Origin of the sequence: Micromonospora sp. WMMD1274, assembly GCF_049179035.1 — a bacterium.
Classification (GTDB): domain Bacteria; phylum Actinomycetota; class Actinomycetes; order Mycobacteriales; family Micromonosporaceae; genus Micromonospora; species Micromonospora tulbaghiae.
On record NZ_JBMHMG010000001.1, the window covers coordinates 1976441 to 2000344 of the forward strand.

19 protein-coding genes are annotated in these 23904 nt (G+C 74.9%); 6 read left to right on the forward strand and 13 right to left on the reverse strand.

Going from position 1 to position 23904, the window contains the following annotated elements; translation table 11 throughout:
- Nucleotides 1-104: 104 nt before the first annotated feature.
- The 3 genes from ACN27D_RS08940 to ACN27D_RS08950 form a co-directional block, all read right to left on the reverse strand.
- On the reverse strand, nt 105-3875 hold the full coding sequence (locus tag ACN27D_RS08940) for an ATP-dependent helicase (protein WP_421501123.1): 3771 nt from the start codon (nt 3873-3875) through the stop codon (nt 105-107).
- Nucleotides 3876-4141: 266 nt separating this feature from the next.
- A complete protein-coding gene (locus ACN27D_RS08945) occupies nt 4142-4687 on the reverse strand; it encodes a TIGR00730 family Rossman fold protein (RefSeq protein WP_120573237.1) in 546 nt (181 codons plus the stop codon).
- A gap of 3 nt (nt 4688-4690) precedes the next feature.
- On the reverse strand, nt 4691-5554 hold the full coding sequence (locus tag ACN27D_RS08950) for a TIGR00730 family Rossman fold protein (protein WP_393380242.1): 864 nt from the start codon (nt 5552-5554) through the stop codon (nt 4691-4693).
- Between the two features lie 173 nt (nt 5555-5727).
- Between ACN27D_RS08950 and ACN27D_RS08955 the strand changes: the two genes are divergently transcribed.
- Nucleotides 5728-5889 (forward strand): hypothetical protein, encoded by a 162-nt coding sequence (locus tag ACN27D_RS08955; RefSeq protein ID WP_162959305.1) that lies wholly within the window; start codon nt 5728-5730, stop codon nt 5887-5889.
- 48 nt (nt 5890-5937) lie between these two features.
- On the opposite strand, the gene dapE is transcribed toward ACN27D_RS08955, so the two are convergent.
- Nucleotides 5938-7011, reverse strand: a complete 1074-nt coding sequence (gene dapE, locus ACN27D_RS08960; protein ID WP_421498896.1) for a succinyl-diaminopimelate desuccinylase — start codon at nt 7009-7011, stop codon at nt 5938-5940.
- Nucleotides 7012-7114: 103 nt separating this feature from the next.
- On the opposite strand from dapE, the gene dapD reads away from it, so the two are divergent.
- Entirely contained in the window at nt 7115-8074 is a 960-nt protein-coding gene (gene dapD / locus ACN27D_RS08965) for a 2,3,4,5-tetrahydropyridine-2,6-dicarboxylate N-succinyltransferase (RefSeq protein ID WP_120573234.1), read from the forward strand.
- Nucleotides 8075-8125: 51 nt separating this feature from the next.
- Here the strand turns inward: dapD and ACN27D_RS08970 are convergent, their stop codons facing one another.
- Nucleotides 8126-11476: a S8 family serine peptidase gene (locus ACN27D_RS08970; RefSeq protein WP_421498897.1), complete on the reverse strand. Its 3351-nt coding sequence runs from the start codon at nt 11474-11476 to the stop codon at nt 8126-8128.
- A gap of 140 nt (nt 11477-11616) precedes the next feature.
- Here ACN27D_RS08970 and ACN27D_RS08975 point away from each other — a divergent pair, with 140 nt between their 5' ends.
- Together ACN27D_RS08975 and ACN27D_RS08980 are read left to right on the forward strand one after the other, a co-directional pair.
- Nucleotides 11617-12183, forward strand: a complete 567-nt coding sequence (locus ACN27D_RS08975; RefSeq protein ID WP_358176407.1) for a sugar O-acetyltransferase — start codon at nt 11617-11619, stop codon at nt 12181-12183.
- Nucleotides 12184-12266: 83 nt separating this feature from the next.
- A complete protein-coding gene (locus tag ACN27D_RS08980) occupies nt 12267-14852 on the forward strand; it encodes a hypothetical protein (protein ID WP_421498898.1) in 2586 nt (861 codons plus the stop codon).
- Nucleotides 14853-14865: 13 nt separating this feature from the next.
- Here the strand turns inward: ACN27D_RS08980 and ACN27D_RS08985 are convergent, their stop codons facing one another.
- From ACN27D_RS08985 to fdxA, 5 genes are read right to left on the reverse strand one after another with little or no spacing between them, the layout of a single operon-like run.
- Entirely contained in the window at nt 14866-15513 is a 648-nt protein-coding gene (locus ACN27D_RS08985; RefSeq protein WP_421498899.1) for a nucleoside/nucleotide kinase family protein, read from the reverse strand.
- Complete coding sequence (locus ACN27D_RS08990) at nt 15513-16151, reverse strand: SIMPL domain-containing protein (RefSeq protein ID WP_358176413.1); 639 nt, start codon at nt 16149-16151, stop codon at nt 15513-15515. The genes ACN27D_RS08985 and ACN27D_RS08990 overlap by 1 nt, the downstream gene beginning before the upstream one ends.
- 5 nt (nt 16152-16156) lie before the next feature.
- Entirely contained in the window at nt 16157-17173 is a 1017-nt protein-coding gene (locus tag ACN27D_RS08995; protein WP_355506380.1) for a prephenate dehydrogenase, read from the reverse strand.
- Between the two features lies 1 nt (nt 17174).
- Nucleotides 17175-18284, reverse strand: coding sequence for a succinyldiaminopimelate transaminase (gene dapC, locus ACN27D_RS09000; protein WP_421501124.1), 1110 nt, complete (start codon nt 18282-18284; stop codon nt 17175-17177).
- Entirely contained in the window at nt 18281-18607 is a 327-nt protein-coding gene (fdxA, locus tag ACN27D_RS09005; RefSeq protein WP_007464872.1) for a ferredoxin, read from the reverse strand. Before fdxA ends, dapC begins: the two co-directional genes overlap by 4 nt.
- A gap of 79 nt (nt 18608-18686) precedes the next feature.
- Here fdxA and ACN27D_RS09010 point away from each other — a divergent pair, with 79 nt between their 5' ends.
- Nucleotides 18687-19673 carry a GNAT family N-acetyltransferase gene (locus ACN27D_RS09010; RefSeq protein ID WP_421498900.1) on the forward strand — a complete coding sequence of 329 codons (987 nt, stop codon included), beginning with the start codon at nt 18687-18689 and terminating at the stop codon, nt 19671-19673.
- 12 nt (nt 19674-19685) lie between these two features.
- Here ACN27D_RS09010 and ACN27D_RS09015 read toward each other — a convergent pair whose 3' ends face one another.
- The 3 genes from ACN27D_RS09015 to mshB all read right to left on the reverse strand — a co-directional run bounded on the left by ACN27D_RS09015 (nt 19686) and on the right by mshB (nt 21651).
- Nucleotides 19686-20150: a hypothetical protein gene (locus ACN27D_RS09015; RefSeq protein WP_120573226.1), complete on the reverse strand. Its 465-nt coding sequence runs from the start codon at nt 20148-20150 to the stop codon at nt 19686-19688.
- An 86-nt stretch (nt 20151-20236) separates the two neighbouring features.
- Nucleotides 20237-20710, reverse strand: coding sequence for a hypothetical protein (locus ACN27D_RS09020; protein WP_421498901.1), 474 nt, complete (start codon nt 20708-20710; stop codon nt 20237-20239).
- A gap of 17 nt (nt 20711-20727) precedes the next feature.
- Nucleotides 20728-21651, reverse strand: coding sequence for an N-acetyl-1-D-myo-inositol-2-amino-2-deoxy-alpha-D-glucopyranoside deacetylase (mshB, locus tag ACN27D_RS09025; protein ID WP_205775971.1), 924 nt, complete (start codon nt 21649-21651; stop codon nt 20728-20730).
- Nucleotides 21652-21736: 85 nt separating this feature from the next.
- Here mshB and ACN27D_RS09030 point away from each other — a divergent pair, with 85 nt between their 5' ends.
- Nucleotides 21737-23884, forward strand: a complete 2148-nt coding sequence (locus ACN27D_RS09030) for a prolyl oligopeptidase family serine peptidase (RefSeq protein ID WP_421498902.1) — start codon at nt 21737-21739, stop codon at nt 23882-23884.
- The last annotated feature ends 20 nt before the right edge of the window (nt 23885-23904 follow it).

Genomic DNA, 23904 nt, shown 5'->3' on the forward strand with positions numbered 1-23904 from the left:
TTGTTCGCGACTGCGGGGCTCGCAACACCGGCTCACTCCTCGCGCTCACGGCTCGGTCCTTGTTCGCGACTGCGGGGCTCGCAACACCGGCTCACTCCTCGCGCTCACGAGCCCTCCGGGGGCGGCTCGACGACCTGGCGGCCCTGGCCGGACACCGGACAGCTGGTGCGTACCGGGCAGACCCGGCACTTGGAGTTCGCCACCGCGGCGAACGTGGACGCGGCCATCGTGTCGGCGGTACGGCGCACCAGCGCGGTGGCCCACCCGGCCTCCGGGCCCTCCCCGGCCGCGGCCTGGGTCTGCTCCTTGGCGTCCCGCGCGCCGGTGCCGAGCTGCACCAGCGCGGCCCCGCCCGGTTCCTCGCCGAACTCGGCGAACCCGCCCGCCTCCACCGCCGCCTGGTACGCCCCGAGCTGCGGATGCTCGGCCACCTCCCGCTCGGTGACCGCCGTCGACTTGCCGGTCTTCAGGTCGATCACGACGAGCCGCCCCTCGTCGTCGACCTCCAGCCGGTCGACCCGGCCGGTCAGCTGGATCGGGCGGGACGGGTCGTCGAGGCGGACCGCGAACTCGTGCTCGATCGCGAGCAGCCGGCGGGGGTTGCCGGCCAGCCAGCGCAGCAGCTTGTCCACCATCGCCTCGGCGCGCTGCCGCTCCGGGCCGGCCATCCACCGCGCGGCCAGCTCGATCGCGTCGAACCGGGCCGCCACGTACTCCAGCAACGCCTCCCGGTCGACGCTGGCGTCCTCGGCCAGCATCGCCGCGGCGTGCACCAGGTTGCCGACGCCCTGCGCGGCGCTCGCCGGCGCGCTGCCGCCGTGCCGTTCGAGCAGCCAGCGCAGGCTGCACCGCAACGCGCTCTCCATGGCCGACGGGGTGACCCGCACCGGCTCGCCCTCGTCGACCAGCGGCCGGTCGTCGGAGAGGCCGCGCAACCCCCACCAGTCGTCCGGGTGCGCGCCGGGCACCCCGGCGGCAGCCAGCCGCGCCAGCTCACCCGCCGCCGCGTGCCGCCGGGTGATCGGCGTCGCCGGGTCGGTCACGGCGGTACGCAGCTCCGCCACCAGCGCGGACAGGGTGAGCCCACGCGGCGGCAGGGTGACCGGGAGCGCCGCGGGCGGCCCGTCCTGCGGATGCTCGTCCCCGTGCGGCACCGGCCCGTCCGCGGCTCGCCCGCGTGTGACCTGGCCCGCCGGACCGTTCCCGGCCGGGCCGGAGCCGGTCGGGGCCGGGCCGTCCGGCGCGGCGTGCTCCGGGCCGGGTGGGTTCGGACCGTTCGCGCCGTTCCCAGCCCGGTCAGCCGGGCCGGTCGGGCTGTTTCCGTTCGGAGCCGGACCGTTCGGGTTCGGGCCGGTCGGAGCCGGGCCGGTTCCGCCGGTGGCGGGAGGGTCGGCGGCGGCCAGCTCGTGCAGGAAGCGGCTCGGCTGCTCCTCGTGGTCGTCCCCGCCGACCGCCGCGGACGCGACAGCGGTGACCAGCAGCCGCCGCCGGGCTCGGCTGATCGCCACGTGGAACAGCCGCCGCTCCTCGTCCAGCAGCGCCGACGTCTGCCCGACCAGGCTGGCCCGCAGCCCGGCGCCGTCGGCGCGACCGGCGAGCACGTCGACGAGCCGCTCCGAGCCGAGCAGGCTGCCGCGCAGGCGCAGGTCCGGCCAGACGCCCTCCTGCACCCCGGCCACCGCGACCAGATCCCACTCCAGGCCCTTGGCGGCGTGCGCGGTGAGCAGGCGTACCGCGTCACCCCGGTCGGCGGCGGCGGCGAGCGTGTCGGCTGGAAGCTCCTGCCCGAGGACGTGGTCGAGGAACACCTCGGTACGCGCGCCGGGCAGCCGGTCGGTGAATCGGGCCGCCGCGTCGAAGAGGACGAGTACGGCGTCCAGGTCACGGTCGGCGGCCTCGGCCCGCCAGCGCTGGGCGGTCTCGTGCTCGCCGGTGGCCGCGCGTCCCCGGGTGATCGCACCGGCCCAGCGTTCGGCCAGCCCGCTCTCCCGCCACACCGCCCAGAGCACGTCCTCGGCCGTGGCGCCGGGCCGGCCGGCCGTCTCCCGGGCGGTCGCGAGCAGGTGCGCCACGGCCTGCGCGGGCGCGGCCCAGCGACGCTCGATGGCGGCCAGTTCCGCCGGGTCGCGCAGCGCCTCCACCAGCAGCTCGCCGGAGGGACGGCGGTCGCCGCCGGCCAGCGCGAGCGCCCGTAAGCCCTGGCGCAGTCGCCGTTCGGCCAGCGGGTCGGCGCCGCCCAGCGGCGAGTGCAGCAACGCGACCGCCGACTCCTCGTCCAGCCGGTCGGGTTCGAGCGCGCAGCGCAGCAGGAGCAGCAGCGGTGCGACCGCCGGCTGGAGGTGCAGCGGCAGGTCCTCGCCGTGCACGACGGTCGGCACACCGGCCGTGTGGAGCGCGCGCCGCAGCGACGGCAGTTGCCGGCCGGTGGAGCGGACCAGCACCGCCATCCGGGACCAGGGCACGCCGTCGAGCAGGTGCGCCTCGCGCAGCGCGTGCGCCAGCCACGCCGACTCGCTGGTGGCGGACCGGAACGTCCGTACCTCCACCGATCCGGCGGGCGCGCCGGGAAGCGGGCGCAGCCGCCGGTGCGCCGCCGGGCCGCGCAGCCGACGGGCCAGCCGGGCGGTGGCCGCGAGCAGTTCCGGCCCGGCCCGGTACGAGGTGGTCAGCGTGACCTGCGCGGCCGGCGCACCGGAGGCGGTGCGGAAGCGGTGCGGGAACGTGGTGACGCCCGCCGGGTCGGCGCCGCGGAACGCGTACGTGGACGAGTCCGGGTCGGCGAACGCCACCAGGGACCGCCCGCCACCGGCCACCACGGCGAGCAGGTCGAGCTGGGCCGGGTCGGTGTCGGCCAGCTCGTCGACGTACACGTGGGCCAGCCGACGGCGCTCGGCGGCGAGCAGCTCGGGATCGTCGAGCAGCATGCCGGTGGCGGCGCGCACCAGCTCCGCCGGGTCGTACGCGACCGAACCCCGGTTGCTCACGTCGCGCAGGGCGAGCACGGCGACGTACTCCCGCAGGAAGCGCGCGGCGGCCGGCCAGTCGGCGCGGCCCAGCTTCTCGCCCAGCCGGGCCAGTTCGACCGGGCCGACGCCGCGCTCCGCGGCACGCATCAGCAGGTCGCGGAGCTGCTGGGCGAACGCCCGGGTACGCAGCGCCGGGCGCAGATCCTCCGGCCAGCCGACCGGGTCGTCGCCGGGTTCCTCCCCCACCACGTCGAGCAGCTCGCGGATGATCAGATCCTGCTCCGGGCCGGTGAGCAGCCGGGGCGAGGGCTCGCCGCGTTCGGCCGCCGCGCGGCGCAGCAGACCGAAGGCGTACGCCGGGAACGTGCGCACCAGCGGCTCGCGCACCACCCGGTGTCCGTCGCCGGCGATCCGCGCCTCGATCCGGTGGCGCAGCTCGGTGGCGCCGCGCCGGCCGAAGGTGAGCACGAGGATCCGCTCCGGGTCGACACCCTCGGCCACGCGGGCCGCGACCGCCTCGACGAGCGTCGTCGTCTTGCCGGTGCCGGGACCGCCCACGACGAGCATCGGCCCGTCGGTGTGCGCGACCACCTCGGCCTGTACCGGATCGGCCCAGCGCCCGATGTTCGTGCCCCGCCCGGCCGCGCTCGGCGACGAGGCGCTGCCGGGCGCGCCGGTCGCCGTCTGCGGCAGGGCGTTCCCGGGCGACGCGGCGGTCTCCGGGTGCGGCAGGGCGTTCCCGGGTGGCGTGGCGGTCTGCGGGTGCGCGGCATCGCCCGCTGACCCCCCGGATCGCGGCTCCGCCTCGGCCGGCCCGCCGGGCCGACCCACCCCCTGCCCCGCCCCGGCGTCGTGGGTGACCCCCGCCCCCGCGCCGCCGGGCCGGCGCACCAACCGGTACGCCTGCATCACCGACATCCCACCACGCCGGTACGACACCCGGAAACCGGCCGCCGTCCCGCCCGTCACCAGCTCACCCGCATGCGGCGTGCACCGTTGCCGGGCTACGCCCTCACGTCCGGCCCCCGGCGTCCACGCCACTTCGGCGAGGTGGCGGCATCACACTCCTAGATCAACACCACCACGGGGAAACGGCCACATCACACCGGCCCCGACACCACCAGCTCCCCGTACTGGTGTCGATCACGCACGGGCGGCCGACCGGGCGCGCGGGGTCAGGTCAGGCGGGTGTCGATCAGGTCCAGGGCGGCGGGGACGCTGTCGGCGACCATCAGCAGGTCCAGCGCGGCCGGCTTGAGGAACCGCTGCTCGCCGAGCCCGCGGATCCAGTCGAGCAGCGGCCGGTAGAAGCCGTCCACGTCGACGATCACCATCGGCTTGGCGTGCAGGGCCAGGGTGGCGGTGGTCCAGACCTCGAACAGCTCGTCGAGCGTGCCGAGGCCACCGGGCAGCGCGACGAACGCGTCGGACTTCTCGTCCATCAGCGTCTTGCGGCTGGCCAGGCTGTCGGTGACCAGCAGCTCGTCGGAGTCCAGGTCGGCGACCTCCAGGTCGACCAGGGACTGCGGGATGACGCCGACGGTGCGACCGCCGGCCGCCCGCGCGCCCTGCACCACGGCGCCCATCATCCCGACGCAGCCGCCGCCGCTGACCAGCGTGTGGCCGCGCCGGGCCAGTTCCTCACCGGTCTCGGTGGCGAGCGCCAGCCAGCGGGCGTCGAGGGTACGGGAGGACGCGCAGAAGACACAGACGTTGGCCACGGGTCAGCTCCGTCCCGCCGGGCCCTCGGGGGCGGCCTCGGCGGCGGCGCGCTGGTCGGCGGCCACCCGGGCGACCGCCTCCTCGCGGACCGCCTCCTGCTCGGCGGAGAGCACCGCCTCGGCCTCCACGATGTGCCGGACCGCCTCGTTGACGTCGTCGGTGAGGCGGATCAGGTCGAGGTCGGACGGGCCGATCTTGCCCTCGGCGGCCATCGTGCCGCGCAGCCAGTCGAGCAGCCCGCGCCAGTAGTCGGTGCCCATGAGCACGACCGGGAAGCGGGTCACCTTGCCGGTCTGCACCAGCGTGAGCGCCTCGAACAGCTCGTCCAGGGTGCCGAAACCGCCGGGCAGCACCACGAACGCCTGGGCGTACTTGACGAACATCGTCTTGCGGGCGAAGAAGTAGCGGAAGTCGATGGCCAGGTCGACCCAGTCGTTGAGGCCCTGCTCGAACGGCAGCTCGATGCCGAGCCCGACGGAGAGGCCGCCGGCCTCACCGGCGCCCCGGTTGGCGGCCTCCATCACGCCGGGACCGCCGCCGGTGATTACCGCGTACCCGGCCCGGGCGAGTGCGCCGCCCAGTTCCTCGGCCATCCGGCACTCCGGGCTGTCCGGCTTGCTGCGGGCGGAGCCGAAGACGCTCACCGCCGGGGGCAGGTCGGCGAGGGTGTCGAACCCCTCGACGAACTCGGAGAGGATCCGCAGCGCGCGCCAGGCGTCCTTGGTCTTCCAGTCGCTGCGGCCCCGGGAGTCGAGCAGCCGCTGATCAGCCGTACTCGTCGGAATCGCCCGATTGCGCAGAGTAACCGCGCCGCGGTGGCGTTCTCCCCGGTTCCGCTCCTCCCGCTGGCCGTCCCCGGCCGACATTCCCCTGCTCTCGCCCATGGGGTCACCGTAGTAGAGCGGCTCCGGCCCGGCGCGTAGGCCCGGGAGCCGGAGAAATCTTTGGGATCCGGGCAACTAATTCGGTCGCACGTACGTCTTACTATTCACATACCCGGTATACCCCGGGCGACGCGCCTTCGGGGGAGGAGCCAGCGTTGATCAGTAACAGCGAGATGATCCGGATCCGCCGTCAGATGCAGCGGCGGATCCGTGACGTGGTGGCCGAGCGCCGCCGCGCCCGGATGATGGAGAGCCACCGGTCCGACCTGACCGGCGAGACCGGCGAGGCGGAAGCACCCCTGACGACGACCGTCTGACGATCACGGGGCCCGCGAGGCGGGCGCGGGCCCCGTGATCGCAGCGCGTCAGGCCGGGGCCAGCCAGCGGTGCAGCGTCGCCGCGCCGTCCCGGATCTTGGTCAGTTCGACGTGCTCGTCCTTGTGGTGCGCCAGGTTCGGGTCGCCGGGGCCGAAGTTCAGCGCCGGGATGCCCATGGCGGCGAACCGCGCCACGTCCGTCCAGCCCAGCTTGCCGATCGGCGCGGCGCCGACCGCCGCCAGGAACTCCTGTGCCGCCGGGCTCTCCAGTCCGGGCGGCGCACCGGCCGCCGCGTCGGTGACCTCCAGGTCGAAGCCGGCGAAGACCTCGCGCAGGTGCGCCTCGGCGCCCGCCGGGTCGCGGTCCGGGGCGTACCGGTAGTTGATCTCGATATCGCAGCGGTCCGGGATGACGTTGCCGGCCACCCCGCCGGTGATCCGCACCGCGTTGAGGCCCTCGCGGTAGTCGCAGCCCTCGATCGTCACCCGGCGGGCCTCGTACGTGGTCAGCCGCCGCAGCACCTCGCTCGCGCCGTGGATGGCGTTCACCCCGTGCCAGGAACGCGCCGCGTGGGCCCGCTCCCCGTGCGTGGTGACCACCGCCCGCATGGTGCCCTGGCACCCCGCCTCGACGATCCCGTACGTCGGCTCCAGCAGCACCGCGAAGTCGGCCTCCAGCCACTCGGGGTGGCTCTGCGCGACGAGGGTGAGGCCGTTGTACTTCGACTCGATCTCCTCGGCCTCGTAGAAGAAGTACGTGACGTCGTAGCGCGGGTCGGGCAGCGTCACCGCCAGGTGCAGCGCGAACGCGACCCCGGACTTCATGTCGGAGGTGCCGCAGCCGTACATCAGGTCGCCGCGCATGGTCGAGGGGAAGTTGCCGTTGAGCGGGACGGTGTCCAGGTGGCCGGCGAGCACCACGCGCTGCGCCCGGCCCAGGTCGGTACGGGCCATGACGGTGTTCGAGTGCCGGTAGGTGGTCAGGTGCGGCACACCGCGCAGCACCTCCTCGACGCAGTCGGCGATCGCCTTCTCGTTGAGGGACACCGACTCGATGTCGACCAGGGCGCGGGTGAGCGCCACCGGATCGGCCAGGACCTCGGGGGTCAACGGGTTCTGCATGTCTCGCACGGTACCGTCATCCTCGGTGGGCGCGAGGGACACGTGCCGCGCCCCCGGCCGCGAGCAGCGGCGGACGCCGCCGCCGGAGCAGAGAGGTGACACAGTGACGTCCGCACCATCCGCCTGGGGCATCGGCCTGGCCACCGTCACCGCACAGGACCAGGTGCTCGACACCTGGTACCCGACCGGCAAGCTGGGTCTGGGCGAGCTGCCGCTGGTGCCCGGCGAGGACCGCGCCGACGTGCTCGACCTGCCCCCGGGCGCGATCGGCGAGCGGGCGCTGCCCGGGTTGCGCACGGTCGAGGTGACCACTGTGATCGGCTCGCTGGACGACCCGATCAAGGACGCCGCCGACGCGTACCTGCGGTTGCACCTGCTCTCCCACCGCCTGGTGCGGCCCAACGAGCTGAACCTCGACGGCATCTTCGGCAAGCTGGCGAACGTGGCCTGGACGTCGGCCGGGCCGTGCCCGCCGGAGCGGGTGGACGAGCTGCGCGTCATCGAGCGGGCGGCCGGCCGTCACCTGGCCGTCTACGGGGTGGACAAGTTCCCCCGGATGACCGACTACGTGGTGCCGTCGGGGGTGCGGATCGCCGACGCGGACCGGGTCCGGCTCGGCGCGCACCTGGCCGCCGGCACCACCGTGATGCACGAGGGCTTCTGCAACTTCAACGCCGGCACGCTGGGCACCTCGATGGTCGAGGGCCGCATCGTGCAGGGCGTGGTGGTCGGCGACGGCTCCGACGTCGGCGCGGGCGCCTCGATCATGGGCACGCTCTCCGGCGGCGGCACCGACAAGGTGCGCATCGGCGAGCGCAGCCTGGTCGGCGCGAACGCGGGCATCGGCATCTCGCTCGGCGACGACTGCGTGGTGGAGGCCGGCTGCTACGTCACCGCCGGTTCCAAGGTCACGCTGCCGGACGGCCGGGTGGTCAAGGCCCGCGAGCTGTCCGGCGTCGACGGGCTGCTGTTCTGGCGCAACTCGGTGACCGGCGCGCTGGAGGCGAAGCCCCGCACCGGCCAGGGCATCACGCTCAACGCCGCGCTGCACGCCAACGACTGAGCCGTACCCCCGTCCGGGTCCGCGCTCACCGCGCGGACCCGGACGGCCGGCTCACCGCAGGCGGTACGCCTGGATGATCCGCTGGGTCACGGTGTTGCCGGCGTCGTCACGGGCGGTGGCCCGCAGTGACGCGTACCCCGGCCCGGCCGGGTGCCGGACGGTGGCCGTCCACGCCCCGCCCTGCTTCTTCAGCGCCGCCTTGCGCCAGGTCTTCCCGCCGTCGTACGAGACGTCGACGGTGAGCGCCACGACCCGGCCGGACGGCGCGCCGGGCTGGCGCTGCACCGTCACCGGCACGGTGAACGTCCGGCCCGCCGGGGCGGAGCCGTCCACCGCCAGCGGCGGGGTGAACCGGACCGCCATGGCGGGGAGCCGGGCCGGCACGTCACCCGGAACCCGCTTGGAGCGGAACGTCCAGCTCGCCGAGACCTCGGTGCTCAGGTCGGTGAAGCCGCGCGTCGCACTGGTCTCCAACCGGTAGTTCGCCGCTCCCGGCGGCAGCGTGAACTCGCCGTACCCCGGGTAGGGCGAGTCGGCGAGCAGCTTGCCGTTGCGGTAGAGCCGGGTCTGCTCGGTGTCGTTCAACGAACCGCCCGGGTGCCCGGCCGCGTCGCTGTGCACCGGCAGCGACACCACGAGCGTGTCGCCGGTACGGGTGATGCCCTGCTCCGGCCACCGCGGCTGCGGGAACGACGGGCCGAACGGGGCCTTGTTCCACTCGTCGCGGTAGGTGTGACCGGCCCGGTAACGGGTCGGCCCGGACTCCAGCACGGCCCGCGGCTGCAACCAGCCGTCCTCGTCCCGCTCACCGAAGGCCAGTTCGGCGCTCCAGCGGGTCCGGTTGGTGCTGAGGTGGTCGATCCGCTTGCCGGGCACCTGGACGGGCAGGATGACCGCCGAGCCGCCCATGTTGTAGTCGGGCTCCGGGTACACGACCAGTTCGTTGTCCATCCCGGTGTATCCGGCGGCGAACCGGTTGGCGACGGTGGCCAGGTCGGCGTTCCGGTAGTGCCGGACGAAGCCGGTCGGGAAGCGGCCCGGGAACAGCTCGTTCAGTCCGTAGAAGTACGGGCTGCGCTCGGGCGCTGTCGGTTCGGCCCACTGGCTGGCGAACGAGCCGACGAAGACCTTGTCGGAGACGGTACGGCCGAACTGGGCCGAGTAAAGACCGTCGAACGTGTCGGTCCAGAGCCCGAAGCTGGCGTAGTAGTCGCCGAATCCCCAGGCCGCCGTGACGTCGATCAGCAGTGGCGCGGCGCCGCGCTGCGGCACCGTCATACGGACCGGCTTCGCCCGCCGGGCGTCCAGCGCAAGCCGCTGGTTCCCGGTCACCACCAGCTCCGGCTGGGTCAGCGTGGAGACCTCCGTCCAGCGTTCCTCGCCCACGACGAAGATCAGGCTCTGCACGCCGTACCGGCCCTTGGGCACCCGGAGCCGGGCCTCGCCGTCGGCGTCGTACACGTCGCGGTAGCTGCCGTCGTCGAGCCCGAGCAGGCTCGTGTAGTAGCCGTCGGTCAGGGCGCCGGAGCGGTCGCGGTGCGTGACGGTCAGGTCGTAGCTCTCCACCTCGCGGTCGACCGCGAGCGGGGTCACCGCCACGGCGTCGCCGGCGCGGGCGAGCAGGCGGCCCGTCCAGTAGCCGTCGGCGCCGCCGAGCCGGGTGTCCACCACGACCGTCACCTGAGCGGTGCCGCCCGCGGGGACGGTGAGCCGGGAGGTGCTGAGCGTGAGCATGCCGGCCGGTGCGGCCCGCCCGCCCGGCCCGGTGAACTCGGTGCTGAGATCCAGCGTGAGCGGGGCGTTCCCGCCGTTGCGGTAGGTGACGTTCCGGCTGATCGGCTGGTCGTCGGTGTGCGGCCAGGTCGCCACGCCGAACGAGACGGACGCCGGTTCGCTCGTCACTTGCTGGGTGATCGCACGGGCGAGGTCGACCCGGCCCGCGCCCTGCTGGAACGCGGTCTGCTCCGGGTGCGGCTTCGCCGAGGCCATCAGCGTCGCCTTGTAGCGGCCGGGCGTCCAGCCGGGGTGCTGCTGGGCGAGCAGCGCGACCGCGCCGGCCACGTGCGGGGTGGCCATCGACGTGCCGGACAGCGAGGCGTACCGGTCCCCCACCGGGTCGCCGATCTGGCCGTTCGCGGCCCGTGCGGCCACGATCTCCACGCCGGGCGCGGTGATGTCGGGCTTGATCGCCCCGTCGCCGACGCGGGGACCGCGGCTGGAGAAGTCGGCGAGCGCGTCGTCCCGGTCCACCGCGCCGACCGCGAGCGCGGCGTCGGCGGTGGCCGGCGAGCCGACCGAGCCGTCGGCGCCGTCGTTGCCGGCCGCGATCACGAAGAGCGTCCCGTGCTGCTCGGTGAGCGTCCCGACCGCCTCCTCCAGCGGGTCCACCTCCGGCGAGTCGCCGCCGCTGAGGCTCATGTTGACCACCGTGGCGTGCTGCTCGGCCGCAGCCCACTGCATGCCGGCCAGGATGGCCGACTCGGTGCAGCCGTAGACCTCGCAGACCTTCCCGGACAGCAGCGTGGCGTCCGGCGCCACGCCCCGGTACTTCCCGCCCGAGGCGGCGCCGCTGCCGGCGATGGTGGAGGCCACGTGCGTGCCGTGCCCGACGATGTCGTCCGGGTCCGCCTCCTCGGTGAAGTTGCGCGACTCGGCGACCTTGCCCGCCAGGTCCGGGTGGGTGAGGTCGACGCCGGTGTCGAGCACCGCGACCCGCACGCCCTTCCCGGTCCAGCCGGCCGCCCAGGCGGTCGGCGCGCCGATCTGCAGCACGCTGTGGTCGAGCGTCACCCGCCGCCGGCCGTCGAGCCAGATCCGGTCGACACCCCCCGCCGCGTCGAGCCGGGCGCCGGAGCGGTCCGCGCTCACCGCCTTCCAGAGCGCGGCGGTGTCGCCCTTGTCGGCGACGACGGCCGCGCCGTCGATCGCCGGCAGGTCGCGGATCACCCGGGCGCCGGCGAGCGGGGCCGCCGCCCGCCGGGCCACCCCCGGCCGGTACGACACGAGCAGCGGTACGGTGCCGCGGCGCGCGTCGTCGTAGCCGGCCTCGATCAGCCCGGTCACGTCGAACAGCCGCCGGTCGAGCTTGCCCGCGCGGATCAGCGGGAGCGCGTCCTGTGGCAGCACGGTGAGCCGGTCGCGCTCCCGCCCGACCACGAACTGGATGCCGGCGCGGCCGGCGCCGGGGCGTACCGCGGCACGGCCGCCGGGGGCGACGCTGACCCGGTCGCCGGTGATCAGGGTGACGGTGACCGGGTGGGCGCCGGGCTGGGCGGACGGCCCGGTTCGGGCGGACGGGCCGGTCGGCGCCGTGGGCGCGGCGGCCAGCGCGGGCACCGGCAGGCCGAGCGCCAGCGCCAGGCCGAGGCCGAGCGCCGTCAGCTTTCTGCGGTTCCGGAGCAACCTTCCTCCTTCGTCGGACGTTTCATCGATGAGAGACACATCGACGCGGGTATAAGAATTGCATACCGGGTATGCAACGGGAAGTCGCCGATCCGACGGAACCGCCACCCCGGTCCCGGCCCGGCCGGGACGATCGAGCGATGACCTCCATGAAGGACCGGATGCTGGCCGGCGAGCAGTACATCGCCGACGACCCCGCGATCATCGCCGACCTGGAGCGCGCGGCCCGGCTCGGCGAACGCTTCAACCGCAGCTCCGCCGACGACCCGCCGGGCCGCCTCGCCGCCCTGCGCGAACTGCTCGGCTCGCTCGGCGAGGACGCCTGGGTCCGGCCACCGCTGTACTGCGACTACGGACACCGGACGCACATCGGCCCGCGCACCTTCGTCAACTTCAACGCGGTCTTCCTCGACGTCGCCCGCATCACCATCGGCGCGGACGTCCAGATCGGACCGAACGTGCAGCTGCTCACCGCCACCCACCCGGTGGAGCCGGAGGCACGCCGAGCGAAGTGGGAGTCGGCCCAACCGATCACCATCAGTGACAACGTCTGGCTCGGCGGGGGCGTGATCGTGCTGGCCGGCGTGACCATCGGCGAGAACACGGTGGTCGGCGCCGGTGCGGTGGTCACGCGTGACCTGCCGGCCAACGTGGTGGCGGTGGGTAACCCCGCTCGCCCGATCAGGAGCCTCACTAAACCGTCCTGAGCTGCGGGAACAACCGTTCCAGCGGATGCGAATTCCCGACCCGTCGCGCACTCTGGGTAGTAGGGCGTTTACCGGGAGGCACGATGGAACGGGTCCTCGAACTGCGGGTGCACGGGGTCTCCAACACCCCGCCGGATCAGCTGCTCGGCCTGACCGCCGGCGTCAACGGTGACGGTGCGCAACCAACGCTGGTCGCCGGTGGTCAGGTGACCGGCTTCTACCGGTCGAGCACCGCGGGCCGGGACGACCCGATCACGGTCGAGGCGTACAGCTGGGGGCAGTTGACCTCCGGCGCGCGGACCCGGCGGGACGTGGAACGGGCGCTGTGGACGCTGATGCTCCCTTTCGCGCTGGCGAACGTCGCGCTGCACGCCCGCGCCGGCATCCCGCCCGACCCGGACCAGGAACGCTGGGCCAGCCGGTCCGGCATCACCGCCTGGCTCATCCGCCTGTTCTGCCTGAGCCTGACCTGCACGCTCGTTCTCACCCTGACCGGCGTCGGAGTGGATCTGATCGGCTGGCAGTGCGTGGAGGCGGACTGCCTCGGCCGGCTCCCCGGCCCGTGGGAGTTCCTCGGCGACTCCTGGTGGCGCGCGGACACCCGGGCACTCGCGCTCGGGCTGCTGCTGCCACTGCTCGTGCTGGCCGCGATCGGGCTCGTCGCCTTCCGCACCTACCAGTACGAGGCGCAGATGCCCGCCGACCCGCACCACCACGCACCGGCCCGGGAGGGCGGGGAGCCGGTCGAGCGACCGGACCCGCGTGAGCCCCCGCAGAACCCGCTCCAGGACCCGACGTTCTGGAACGGGGAGGGGCAACTGCGCCGGGCCGCCGTGCTGCACCTGTGCACCGGGGCGGTCAGCGCCGCCGCCGTACCGGTCGTCGCGGTGCTGATCATGGACCCGCCGCGCGGTGTGCGGGCCGCCGTCGCCTGGCCCACCGTGACGCTGCTCGCCGCCGTGGTGGTGATCGCCGTGGTGGCGGTCGCCCGGCCGTGGCTGAGCCGGCGCCAGGGCGCCACCCCGCTCGGCCGGTGGAGCGCGGCGGTCGCGACGCTCACCGCGCTCGGACTGATCGGCTCGTTCGTCCTGCTGCTGCTCCCCGACGGGGCGGCCGGGCAGCCGCTGTCGACGTACCGGCCTCCGGACGGGTGCGCCGCGCAGCCGGACACCGCCGGCTGTCACGCCGACCGGTCCCTGCCCGGGTACGACACCGCGATCGCCTGGCTCATCGCGTACCAGGTGCTGTTGCTGCTCGCCATCGCCGCGGCGAACCGCTCCGGCCGCCGGGCGCTGGCCGGACCCGGCGCCGGGATGCTGCTGCTGCCGCTCGGTGCGGCCTGGATCGAACGCGGCCTGCCCGCGCTGCCCGCCGCGCCGGACGAACTGCATACCTGGATGCTCGTCGGCCCGGCCGTCGCGCTGGCCACCGCCGGACTGTTCCTGCCCCGTCTGCGGCCGGCGGTGCCGACCCAGCCGCTCGGCGCGTACACGGATCTGGCCTGGCGGGGCTGCGCCCCGGCGGTCATCGCCGGGTTCGGCTGGATGATGGCGGTGGCCTACTGCGCCGGGCTGCTCTACTGGGTCAGCGACCGGCTCGACGCGTCCGCCGAACCGAGCGGCCCGAGCCGCGTCGTGCCGCCACTGGCCGTCTTCTGGGCCGGGCTGGCCTGCGCGATCGGCCTGGCCGCGCTGATCGGGCTGCTGATCCGGGCCGTCGTCCTGCTGCACCGCCTGCGTCGGGTCGAGTACGCCCGGCTGGCCGACACACCCGGCCTGTCCGCGCACGACCTGCGGCGCTGCCGCGACGTCAGCACCTACCGGGCGCTGCACCGGCTGGTCGGCGAGCACGCGGTACGGCTGCTGGGCTGCTACGCCGCGTTCTGCGCGATCCTGGTCACCCTCTGCTGCGCCGCCGCGCTGTCCGGCGAACGGCCCAGCCCGCTGTCCCCGTCCGGCTGGCAGACCGCCATCCACTGGACCGCCGAGCGCGGCGACACGGTCCTCGGCTGGCTGCCGGTGGTGATGGCGGCGCTCGGGCTGCTCGTCTACCGGACCGACTCGGTCCGCCGCTCGGTCGGCGTGATCTGGGACGTGTGCACGTTCTGGCCCCGGGCCGCGCATCCGCTCGCGCCGCCCAGCTACGCCGAACGCGCCGTACCGGAACTCCAGACCCGGGTGGCGGGGCTGCTGGCGCTGCCGCCGCACCACGGCGACCGGATGGACGGCGTCATCCTCTCCGGGCACAGCCAGGGCACCGTCATCTGCGCCGCGGTGCTGCTGCAACTGCCCCGCCGGTGGCGGCTGCGGACCTGGTTCTTCTCCTACGGCTGCCAGCTCACCCGGCTCTACGGGCGGATCTTCCCGTCCTACTTCGGGCCGGAACGGCTGCGGGCGCTGGCCGGCGCGCTCACCTGGCCCGGCGGACACGTGGCCTGGACGAACTTCTGGCGGGACACCGACCCGCTGGGCTGGCAGGTCAGCGCCGGTCAGCGGGACGTGCCGGTGGCCGACCCGGAGGCGCTGCACCCGTCCGGCGGCGAGGTGGCCGACCCGCCCATCCGCAGCCACAGCGGCTACCCGGAGGCGGTGGAGTTCACCCGGGAGCGGGCGGTGGTGGCCCGGCTGCTGCGCCGTACCGTGCCGTCACCCCGGCAGCGGACCGGCTGACCCGGCCCCGGCGTCACGCCTGCGGCGGGTCGGCCAGGCGTACCACCAGGTCGGCGTGCCCGGCCGTGCCGGCGACCCGCCGCGCGTTCTCCTCGTCGCTGCCCAACGCCCAGGCGCGGGCCTGCTCCGGCGACTTCCCGTACGCCTCGTGCCGCGCGGTGAGCCGGCGCAGCCGCAGCTCCGCGTCCAGGTCGAGGAACCAGATCTGGTGTACGAGCGTGCGCACCTCCTCCCACGGGTCGTCCCGCAGCAGCAGGTAGTTGCCCTCGGTGACCACCAGGCGCACCTCGGGCGGCACCTCGATCGCCGCGGCGACCGGTTCCTCCAGGTCGCGGCGGAACTCCGGCACCCACACCGACGTCGGTTCCAGCCGGCGCAACCGGCGCAGCGTGGAGACGAAGCCGTTGACGTCGAACGTGTCCGGTGCGCCCTTGCGGTCGGCCCGGCCGAGCCGCGCCAGCGCCGACCCGGCCAGGTGGAAGCCGTCCATCGGGACCAGCCGGGCGACCGGGCCGAGCGCGGCCACGATCCGTTCCGCCAGCGTGGACTTGCCCGCCCCGGGCGCCCCGGCGATGCCGAGCAGCTGGCGCGGACCGTCCTCGGCCAGCGCGCGGGCCCGGGCGACCAGCTCGTCGAGCGGGAGCGTCTCCGCCGCCGGCATCAGCCCAGCACCGGCTCGCTGATGGTGAACCGCGCCTCGACCGCCGCGTGCACCGGCTGCGGGGCCGGGTCCAGCTCCAGCTCCGGTTGCTCGCCGGAGCGCGCGTACGCCGCCTTGACCATCATCGGCGGGCCGGCGCTCATCCCGGTGTCGGACAGCTCCCGCAACGCGATCACCCGGGCGCCGAGCGCCTCGGCGTACTCCCGGGCCCGGACCAGCGCGTCGGCGATCGCCGCCTGCCGCACCTCGCGGTAGGCCGGACTGTCCGGCCGCAGCGACCACACCGGCCCGGCCACCTCGACCTGCTCCTGGTCGGCCAGGCGGAGCATCAGGTCACCGAGCACCGTGAAGTCGGTGGTCGTCACGGTGGTGCTCACGCTGCCCTGGTAGGCCACCACCCGGTCGCCGGAGCGCTTCGTCACCGGCCACACGTGGACCTGGCCGGTCTCCCGGCGCTCCACCGCCGGCTCGGCCGCGTCGAGCAGCGCCCGCACCGCGGCGGCCCGTTCGGCCAGCCGGGTCAGCGTGGTCTCCCGGTCCCGGTCCCGCGCCGTCGCCGTCACGGTGAACCGGGCCAGCTCGGGAGCCACCTCCCGGTACGCCTCACCGCGTACCGCCACGACCGGTGCGTCCGCCATGCCGCTCAGCCTAACGGCGGTGTGGCCGGCAGGTGCCCCATGTAGGTGACCGCGCCGGCCGCCTCCCGGACCTCGCTCAGGTGGCCGCCCGCCGCGCCCAGCTCCCGCAGGTACGCCAGCTCGCCCGCGTGGTCGGCGGCGGCCGGGAACTCCCGCCGGTGCGCGGTGAACGTACGGGCCCGCAGCGTGGAGCGGACGTCCCGTCCCTCGGCGAACCGGTCGGCCAGCGCGCCGGCGTCGCCACCGCGCAGCGCCTCGGTCAGCTCGTCCAGGAACGCGCCGAGCGCGTCCAGCTCGGCGAGCACGCGGTCCCGGTTGCCGAGCAGCATGTTCGCGGTCCGCTCGGGCGGCCCGCCGGCGACCCGGGTGCCGTCGGAGAAGCTGCCGGCGGCGAGCGTCAGCACCGCGTCCCGCAGCGCCGACCGGTGCACGGTGCCGGCCAGCGCGCCGGCCAGCACGTGCGGTACGTGCGAGGCGAGCGCGGCGGCGCCGTCGTGCTCCGGGGCGGACATGGGCACCACCCGGGCGTGGAAGACGTCCACCAGCAGCACCGCCAGCCGCCGGAACGCGCCCAGGCCGGTCGGCCCCGGGCAGAGCACCCAGGCGGCGCCGTCGAGCAGATCCGGGCTGGCCGCGCCCGCTCCGGCCCGGTCGGCACCGGCCATCGGATGGCCCGGCACGAAGCGGTGCCCGAGCCCCTGGACGGTGGCCGCGGTGCTCACCTCGGCCTTGACGCTGCCCACGTCGGTGAGCACGCAGCCGTCGTCGGTCACGGCGGCGACCCGGGCCAGCGTCGTCGGCAGCGTGGGCAGCGGGCCGCAGAGGAACACCACGTCCCGCCCGGTGACCGCCTCCTCGACCGTGTCGGGCGCGTCGACGCCCCGGTCGCGTACCTGCCGGCGGGCGGCCGGATCCGGATCCCAGCCGGCGACGTCGAGCCCCGCGTCGCGCAGCCGCAGCAGCACCGAACCGCCGATCAGCCCGGTGCCGACCACCGCCGCCCGCGCCAGCCCGCCCGTCACGTCAGAACCCGGCGAGCCGCCCGGCCACCGCGTCCACGTGCTCGTCGGACTCGGTGAGCGCCACCCGGACGTGCCGGGCGCCGGCCGGGCCGTAGAAGACACCGGCGGCCACCAGGATGCCCCGGCGTGCGAGCCGGTCCACCGTCTCCCAGCAGTCCTCGTCCCGGGTGAGCCACAGGTAGAGCCCGGCCTCCGAGTGCTCGACTGTGAAGCCGGCGCCGGTGAACGCCGCGCGCAGCTTCTCCCGCCGGACGCGGTAGCGCTCCCGCTGGGCGTCGGCGTGCTCCTGGTCGCCGAGCGCGGCCACCATGGCGGCCTGCACCGGGGCCGGCACGATCATGCCCGCGTGCTTGCGGATCTTGAGCAGCTCGGCCACCAGCGCCGGGTCACCGGCGACGAACCCGGCCCGGTAGCCGGCCAGGTTGGAGCGCTTGGACAGCGAGTGCACCGCCAGCACGCCGTCGTACGAGCCGCCGCACACCTGCGGCGAGAGCACCGAGACGGGCTCGGCGTCCCAGCCCAGTGGCAGGTAGCACTCGTCGCTGGCGACCACCGCTCCGCGCTCGCGCGCCCACTCGACCACCTTGCGCAGGTGGGCGGCGGGCAGCACGCGGCCGGTCGGGTTGCCCGGCGAGTTGACCCAGACCAGGCGGACCCGGGGATCCGGGCCCAGCGCGGTCAGCGAGTCGGTGCGTACCGTCGTCGCACCGGCGAGGCGGGCCCCGTCCTCGTACGTCGGGTAGGCGACCGACGGCACCACGACCACGTCACCGGGGCCGAGCCCGAGCAGCGTCGGCAGCCAGGCCACCAGCTCCTTGGAGCCGATCGTCGGCAGCACGCCCAGGCCGTCGACGCCCGCGCCGCAGGCCCGCGCGACCCAGGCCGCGATCGCGTTCCGCAGGGCGGGCGTACCGGCGGTGAGCGGGTAGCCCGGCGCGTTCGACGCGTCGGCCAGGGCCTGGCGGATCAGCTCCGGCACCGGGTCGACCGGCGTGCCCATCGACAGGTTGATGAGACCGTCCGGGTGCGCCGCGGCCGTGGCGGCCGCGGCGTCCAGGGTGTCCCAGGTGAAGTCGGGCAGCCGTGCCGAGACCGGCGTACGCCGGTTCAGTGGCCCTCGCCGCGCGGCGGCTGCGCGGCGACGAAGGTGGCGTCCTTCTCCACCTTGCCGATCTTCGAGGCGCCACCGGGCGAGCCCAGGTCCTCGAAGAACTCGTAGTTGGCCCCGGTGTAGTCCTTCCACTGCTCCGGGACGTCGTCCTCGTAGAAGATCGCTTCCACCGGGCAGACCGGCTCACAGGCACCACAGTCGACGCACTCGTCGGGGTGGATGTAGAGCATCCGGTTGCCCTCGTAGATGCAGTCGACCGGGCACTCCTCGATGCATGCCTTGTCGAGCACATCCACGCACGGCTCGGCGATGATGTAGGTCACCGGTCTTCTCCTCCGCAAGACTCGTCGCGATCAACCGCAACGGTAAGAGCCTAGTATCTCGCCGGGGAGGGGGTCGATCGTGCTCCGACAGCAGGACGTGGGACACCGGATCGTGGTCCGCCGGATTGTGGGGATTCGCGAGGGCCGCACGCTGTTCTCCGACGCGCTCGGCGAGCTCGTGGAGCTGAGCGAGACCCACATCACGCTCTCCACCGACGCCGGGCCGCTGCGCGTACCGGTGGCCGAGGTGCACCGGGCCAAGCGGGTGCCGCCGGCCCGCCGGCCCACCGCCGCCGCCGTGGTAGCGCTGGAGCTGGCCGCCGACGAGGCGTGGCCCGCACCGGTACGCGGACGGCTCGGCGACTGGCGGCTGCGCTGGGCCGACGGCTGGACCGGGCGGGCGAACAGCGCGCTGCCGGTGGGCGACCCGGACCGCCCGCTGCCCGCCGCGCTGGACGCGGTGCAGCGCTGGTACGCCGAGCGCGGCGGGCCCGCGCTGGTGAACACCCCGCTGCCGCTGGCCGCGCCGGTCGGCGCGGAGCTGGACGCGCGCGGCTGGACGTCCCGGCCCCCGGTGCTGGTGCAGACCGTCCCGCTGCGCACCCTGACGGCGTCGCCGGCCGCACCCCTGTCGGCCACCGCGCCGCCGGCCGCCGACGTGCCGCCGGTGGGGCTCGCGGACGCGCCCGCCGACGACTGGCTGGTGATCGCCGCCGGCCGCAAGGGCGGGCTGCCGGACGCCGCCCGGCAGGTGCTCACCGGGACGCCCCGGGTCCGCTTCGCCGAGCTGCGCGAAGACGGCCGGCTGCTCGCGGTCGGGCGGGGCACGGTGACCGGCGGGGGTCGCTGGCTCGGCGTCAGCCTGCTGGAGACGGTGCCGCAGGCACGCCGCCGAGGGCTCGCCGCCTCTGTCGTACGCGCGCTGGCCGGCTGGGGCGCCGCCGAGGGCGCCTCCCACGCGTTCCTCCAGGTGGAACAGAGCAACACCGGCGCTGTGGCGCTCTACCGGGGGCTCGGCTTCACCACCCACCACACCTACCTGACCCGGGTCGCCCCGGCGGGCTGAGCGGCGCTCCGGTCAGCGCCGGACGATCCTGCGAGGGCGGGTGCGCTTCATCTCGGCGTACCGCTTGAGCTGGCGGGACCGGTAGTCCCGGCCCAGCGCGGTCAGGATCAGGTAGCCGACCAGCACGCCCGCCGCGGTGGCCGCGAGATAGAGCCAGATCTGGGCGAAGAAGAGGCCCGCACCGCCGCCGAACGGGTTCTCCCCGACCAGCAGCGGACCGACGAACACGGTGAGCGCCAGCGCGACCGCGACAGCGGCGGCCAGGTCGCCGGCCCAGCGGCCCAGCGGCCGGTCGGCGCCCCACCGGAACGCGGTGCCGGCCAGGATCAGCCCGATGACCAGGAACATGGCGAGCGAGACGCGGCCGGAGGCGGTGTCGTCGTCCGGGAACGCGAATCTGATGACCAGCCGGGCCACCACGTTCACGCCGAACAACGCGGCCGCCAGCACGCCTACCGCACGCCACCGCTGAGTCATCGCACGCCTCCCGCCGTACCGCCCGCTCCCTCGGCGGGCCTCTTGGCAGGAATGTCTACCACCGCGAGCTGTGCGGCGTCAGCACCTCACCGTGCGTCCGGTGGTGTCACCAGGTGCCGGAAGCCCAGTACCGCGAACGTGACCGCGCCGGCCACGATCAACGCGAGGCCGAGCACGTTGTCACCGGCGAGCGCCAGGTCGCCCTCGACGGTCCGGAAACCCCCCACCACGATCACCAGGAACCACGGCAGCGCGCCGAGCGCCACCGCCCAGCGCGTACCCGTCGACCGGTGGGCGAACCGGCCCAGCAGCACCGTCGTGGCCACCACGGCGACGACGCCGGCGGCCACCAGGCCGACCCCGAGAAGGGCCCGCAGCCCGCCGGAGCGGCCCTGCACCGTCTCCCAGGCCCAGGTCGCGAAGATCAGGTCGAGCAGCGCCAGCAGGACGCCGGCCCAGACCGTGACGACGCCGCCGGCCACCCGCAGCGCGCGGTCGAGCACCCGCTCCGCCGGGCTCGGCGTCGTGGGGGTCGGCGGCTGCTCGGGAAGGGTCGACACGGGTACGGCCGGCAGCGTCACCGGAGACCGGCCGCCGCGACCGGGGACCGCTGCGTGCCGTCCAGGGCGATCCCGGCGAAGAGGTCGTCCTCCCAGCCGTACGGGCCGGCGCCCGGGCCCTTCTCGCCGACCGCGAGCGTGAAGTACTCCACGCCCATGAACTCGCCGCCGAAGTTGCCGGCGATCGAGTAGAGCCAGGAGTTGGCCGGGATCTGGGTGGCGTGGGCGCGCATCGCCGCCTCCTTGGCGGCGTGCTGGTCGGTGCCGTCGATCCGGGCGGCGATCTCCGCGTCCGGCGTGCCGAACGGCAGCTCGTCGGCGCTCTCGATGCCGGCGAACGGGTTGTCCGAGGACTCGGTGAACGTCTCCAGGCCCGCGTCGAGCACGCTGCGCGGCATGGCCGTCCAGTAGACCTTCGCCGGGGCGACCCCCTCGGCCGCGGCCAGCTCCACCGCCCGCATCGCCACCCGGTGCGCCTGGATGTGGTCGGGGTGGCCGTAGAAGCCGTCCGGGTCGTACGTGACGAGCACCTGCGGGCGGACCTCGCGGATGACCTCCACCAGGTAACCGGCGGCGACGTCCAGGTCGGCCTGCCAGAACGCCCGCGGGTGCTCGTTGGTGGTCAGGCCCATCATCCCGGAGTCCCGGTAGCGGCCCGCGCCGCCGAGGAACCGGTGGTCGGTGACGCCGAGCGCGGCGCACGCCGCGGCCAGCTCGCCGATCCGGTAGCCGCCGAGCTGGTCCGCCTCGGCCGCGCAGAGCTGGGCCAGGGCCGGGACGTGGATCTCGCCCTCCTCGCCCAGCGTGCAGGTCACGAGCGTGACGTGGGCGCCGGTGGCGGCGTAGTGCGCCATCGTCGCGCCGGTGCCGATCGACTCGTCGTCGGGATGCGCGTGGACCAGCAGGAGGCGTCGGTCGGGCAGGGTCGTCACGCCCGTCACTCTAACCGGCGGTCCTGCCCGCTCGACGGTGATGCGTCCGCCCAGGTCGGCCACATCACCCCCGGCGCCCGCCTACTCTGCAGGCGTGGACTTTCCCGAGCTGGCCGCCCGTACCCGTCGGTTCAGCCACGGGGCGCCGCGCGCCGTCGCCGTCGCGGGCGACGGTGCCCGGGTGATCTTCCTGCGTTCCGCGGGACCGGAGGACCCGGCCGACGCGCTCTGGCTGCTCGACGTCGACAGCGGCGAGGAACGACTGGTCGCGGACCCGGCGGTGCTGCTGGGGGGCACCGACGCCGAGCCGGCCCGTCTCGCTCCCGGTGAGCGGGCGCTGCGCGAGCGGCTGCGGCTCAGCTCCGGCGGCATCGGCTCGTACGCGCTGGACTCGGCCGGCCGGGTCGCCGCGTTCGCGCTGGCCGGGCGGCTGTTCCGGGCCGACCTGGTGCACGGCGACGTGGTCGAGGTGGCGGCCGTCGGGCCGGTCATCGACCCGCGGCCCGACCCGGCCGGTGAGCGGCTGGCGTACGTCACCGACGCCGCCGATGGGGTGCGCCGGGGCCAGTTGCGGGTGGTGGAGCCGGACGGTACGGACAACCTGCTCGCCGGCGAGGACAGCGGCGTCACCTGGGGGCTGGCCGAGCACATCGCGGCCGAGGAGTTCCACCGCTACCGGGGCTACTGGTGGGCGCCGGACGGCCGTAGCGTGCTGGCCGCCCGGGTCGACGAGTCCCGCCTGGAACGCTGGTACCTGCACGACCCGGCCGACCCGGCGAGCCCGCCGACGTCGCTCGCGTACCCCGTGGCGGGCGGGCCGAACGCGGAGGTCAGCCTGCACCTGCTCGACCTCGACGGCGGCTGGGTCGACGTGCACTGGGACCGGGAGACCTATCCGTACCTGAGTTCGGTGGACTGGACCGAGGGCGGCCCGCTGATCACAGTGCTGCGCCGATCGCAGCAGCACGGCCTGGTACTCGCGGTGGACCCACGCACCGGGGAGACGCAGGTGCACGCCGAGCTGGCCGATCCGCGCTGGGTGGAGCCGATCCCCGGCACCCCGGCGCACCTGCCCGACGGGCGGGTGCTGGTCGGTGGCGAGCTGGCCCACGACGGGTACGACGCACGCTGCCTGTTCGCCGACGGCACGCTGCTCACTCCACCCTCGCTGTACGTGCGGCGGGTGGTCGGGCGGCTGCCGAACGGCCCGAACGCGGCGGCGGACCTGCTGGTGGAGGCGAGCGAGGGCGAGCCGAGCCAGCGGCACCTCTACCGGGTCCGGACCACCATCGGTGGCGGCATGGACGCCCGCCGGATGGGCAGCGACCCGGGCTGGCACACGGCCTCGATCGGCGGGTCCACACTGGCGGTCGGCATCGCGTCGCTGGAGCACGCCGGGGTCCGCTGGCGGGTGTGGCACGGCGACCGCGAGGTGGGTGAGCTGCGCTCGTTCGCCGCCACCTGCTCGTACGCGCCGCGGCCGACGATGGTCCGGGTGACCGACCGGCGGCTGCCCAGCGCGGTGCTCTACCCGGCCGAGCACGTCAAGGGCACCCGGCTGCCGGTGCTGCTGGACATCTACGGCGGGCCCGGCCACCAGGAGGTGGTGGCGGCCCGCAGCGTCTGGCTGGAACGGCAGTGGTGGGCCGAGCAGGGCTTCGCGGTGGTCACCATCGACAACCGGGGCACCCCGGGCATCGCGCCGTCGTTCGAGAAGGCGATCCACCGCCGGGTCGCGGACGTGATCCTGACCGACCAGGTGGACGCGCTCACGGCGCTCGCCGACAAGCACCCGGATCTGGATCTGGAGCGGGTGGCGGTGCGCGGCTGGTCGTTCGGCGGCTGGCTGGCCGGGCTGGCGGTGCTGCGCCACCCGGAGCTGTTCAAGTGCGCGATCGTGGGCGCGCCGGTCACCGACTGGGCGCTGTACGACACCGCGTACAGCGAGCGCTACCTCGGCATGCCGGACGACGGGATGGACGTCTACGCCCACCACTCGCTGGTCGAGCTGGCCGCCGAGCCGCTCGGCGACCCGGCGCAGGCCCGGCCGATGCTGCTGGTGCACGGCCTGGCCGACGACAACGTGCTCGCCGCGCACACGCTGCGGCTGTCGGCGGCGCTGCTGGCGACGGGCCGCCCGCACGCGGTGCTGCCGCTGACCGGCGCGAGTCACCTGGCCGCCGGTGGGGTGTCGGAGCGCCTGCTCCGGCTGGAGCTGGACTTCCTGCGCCGCTACCTGTGAGGAAGGGCCCCTCGACGAGG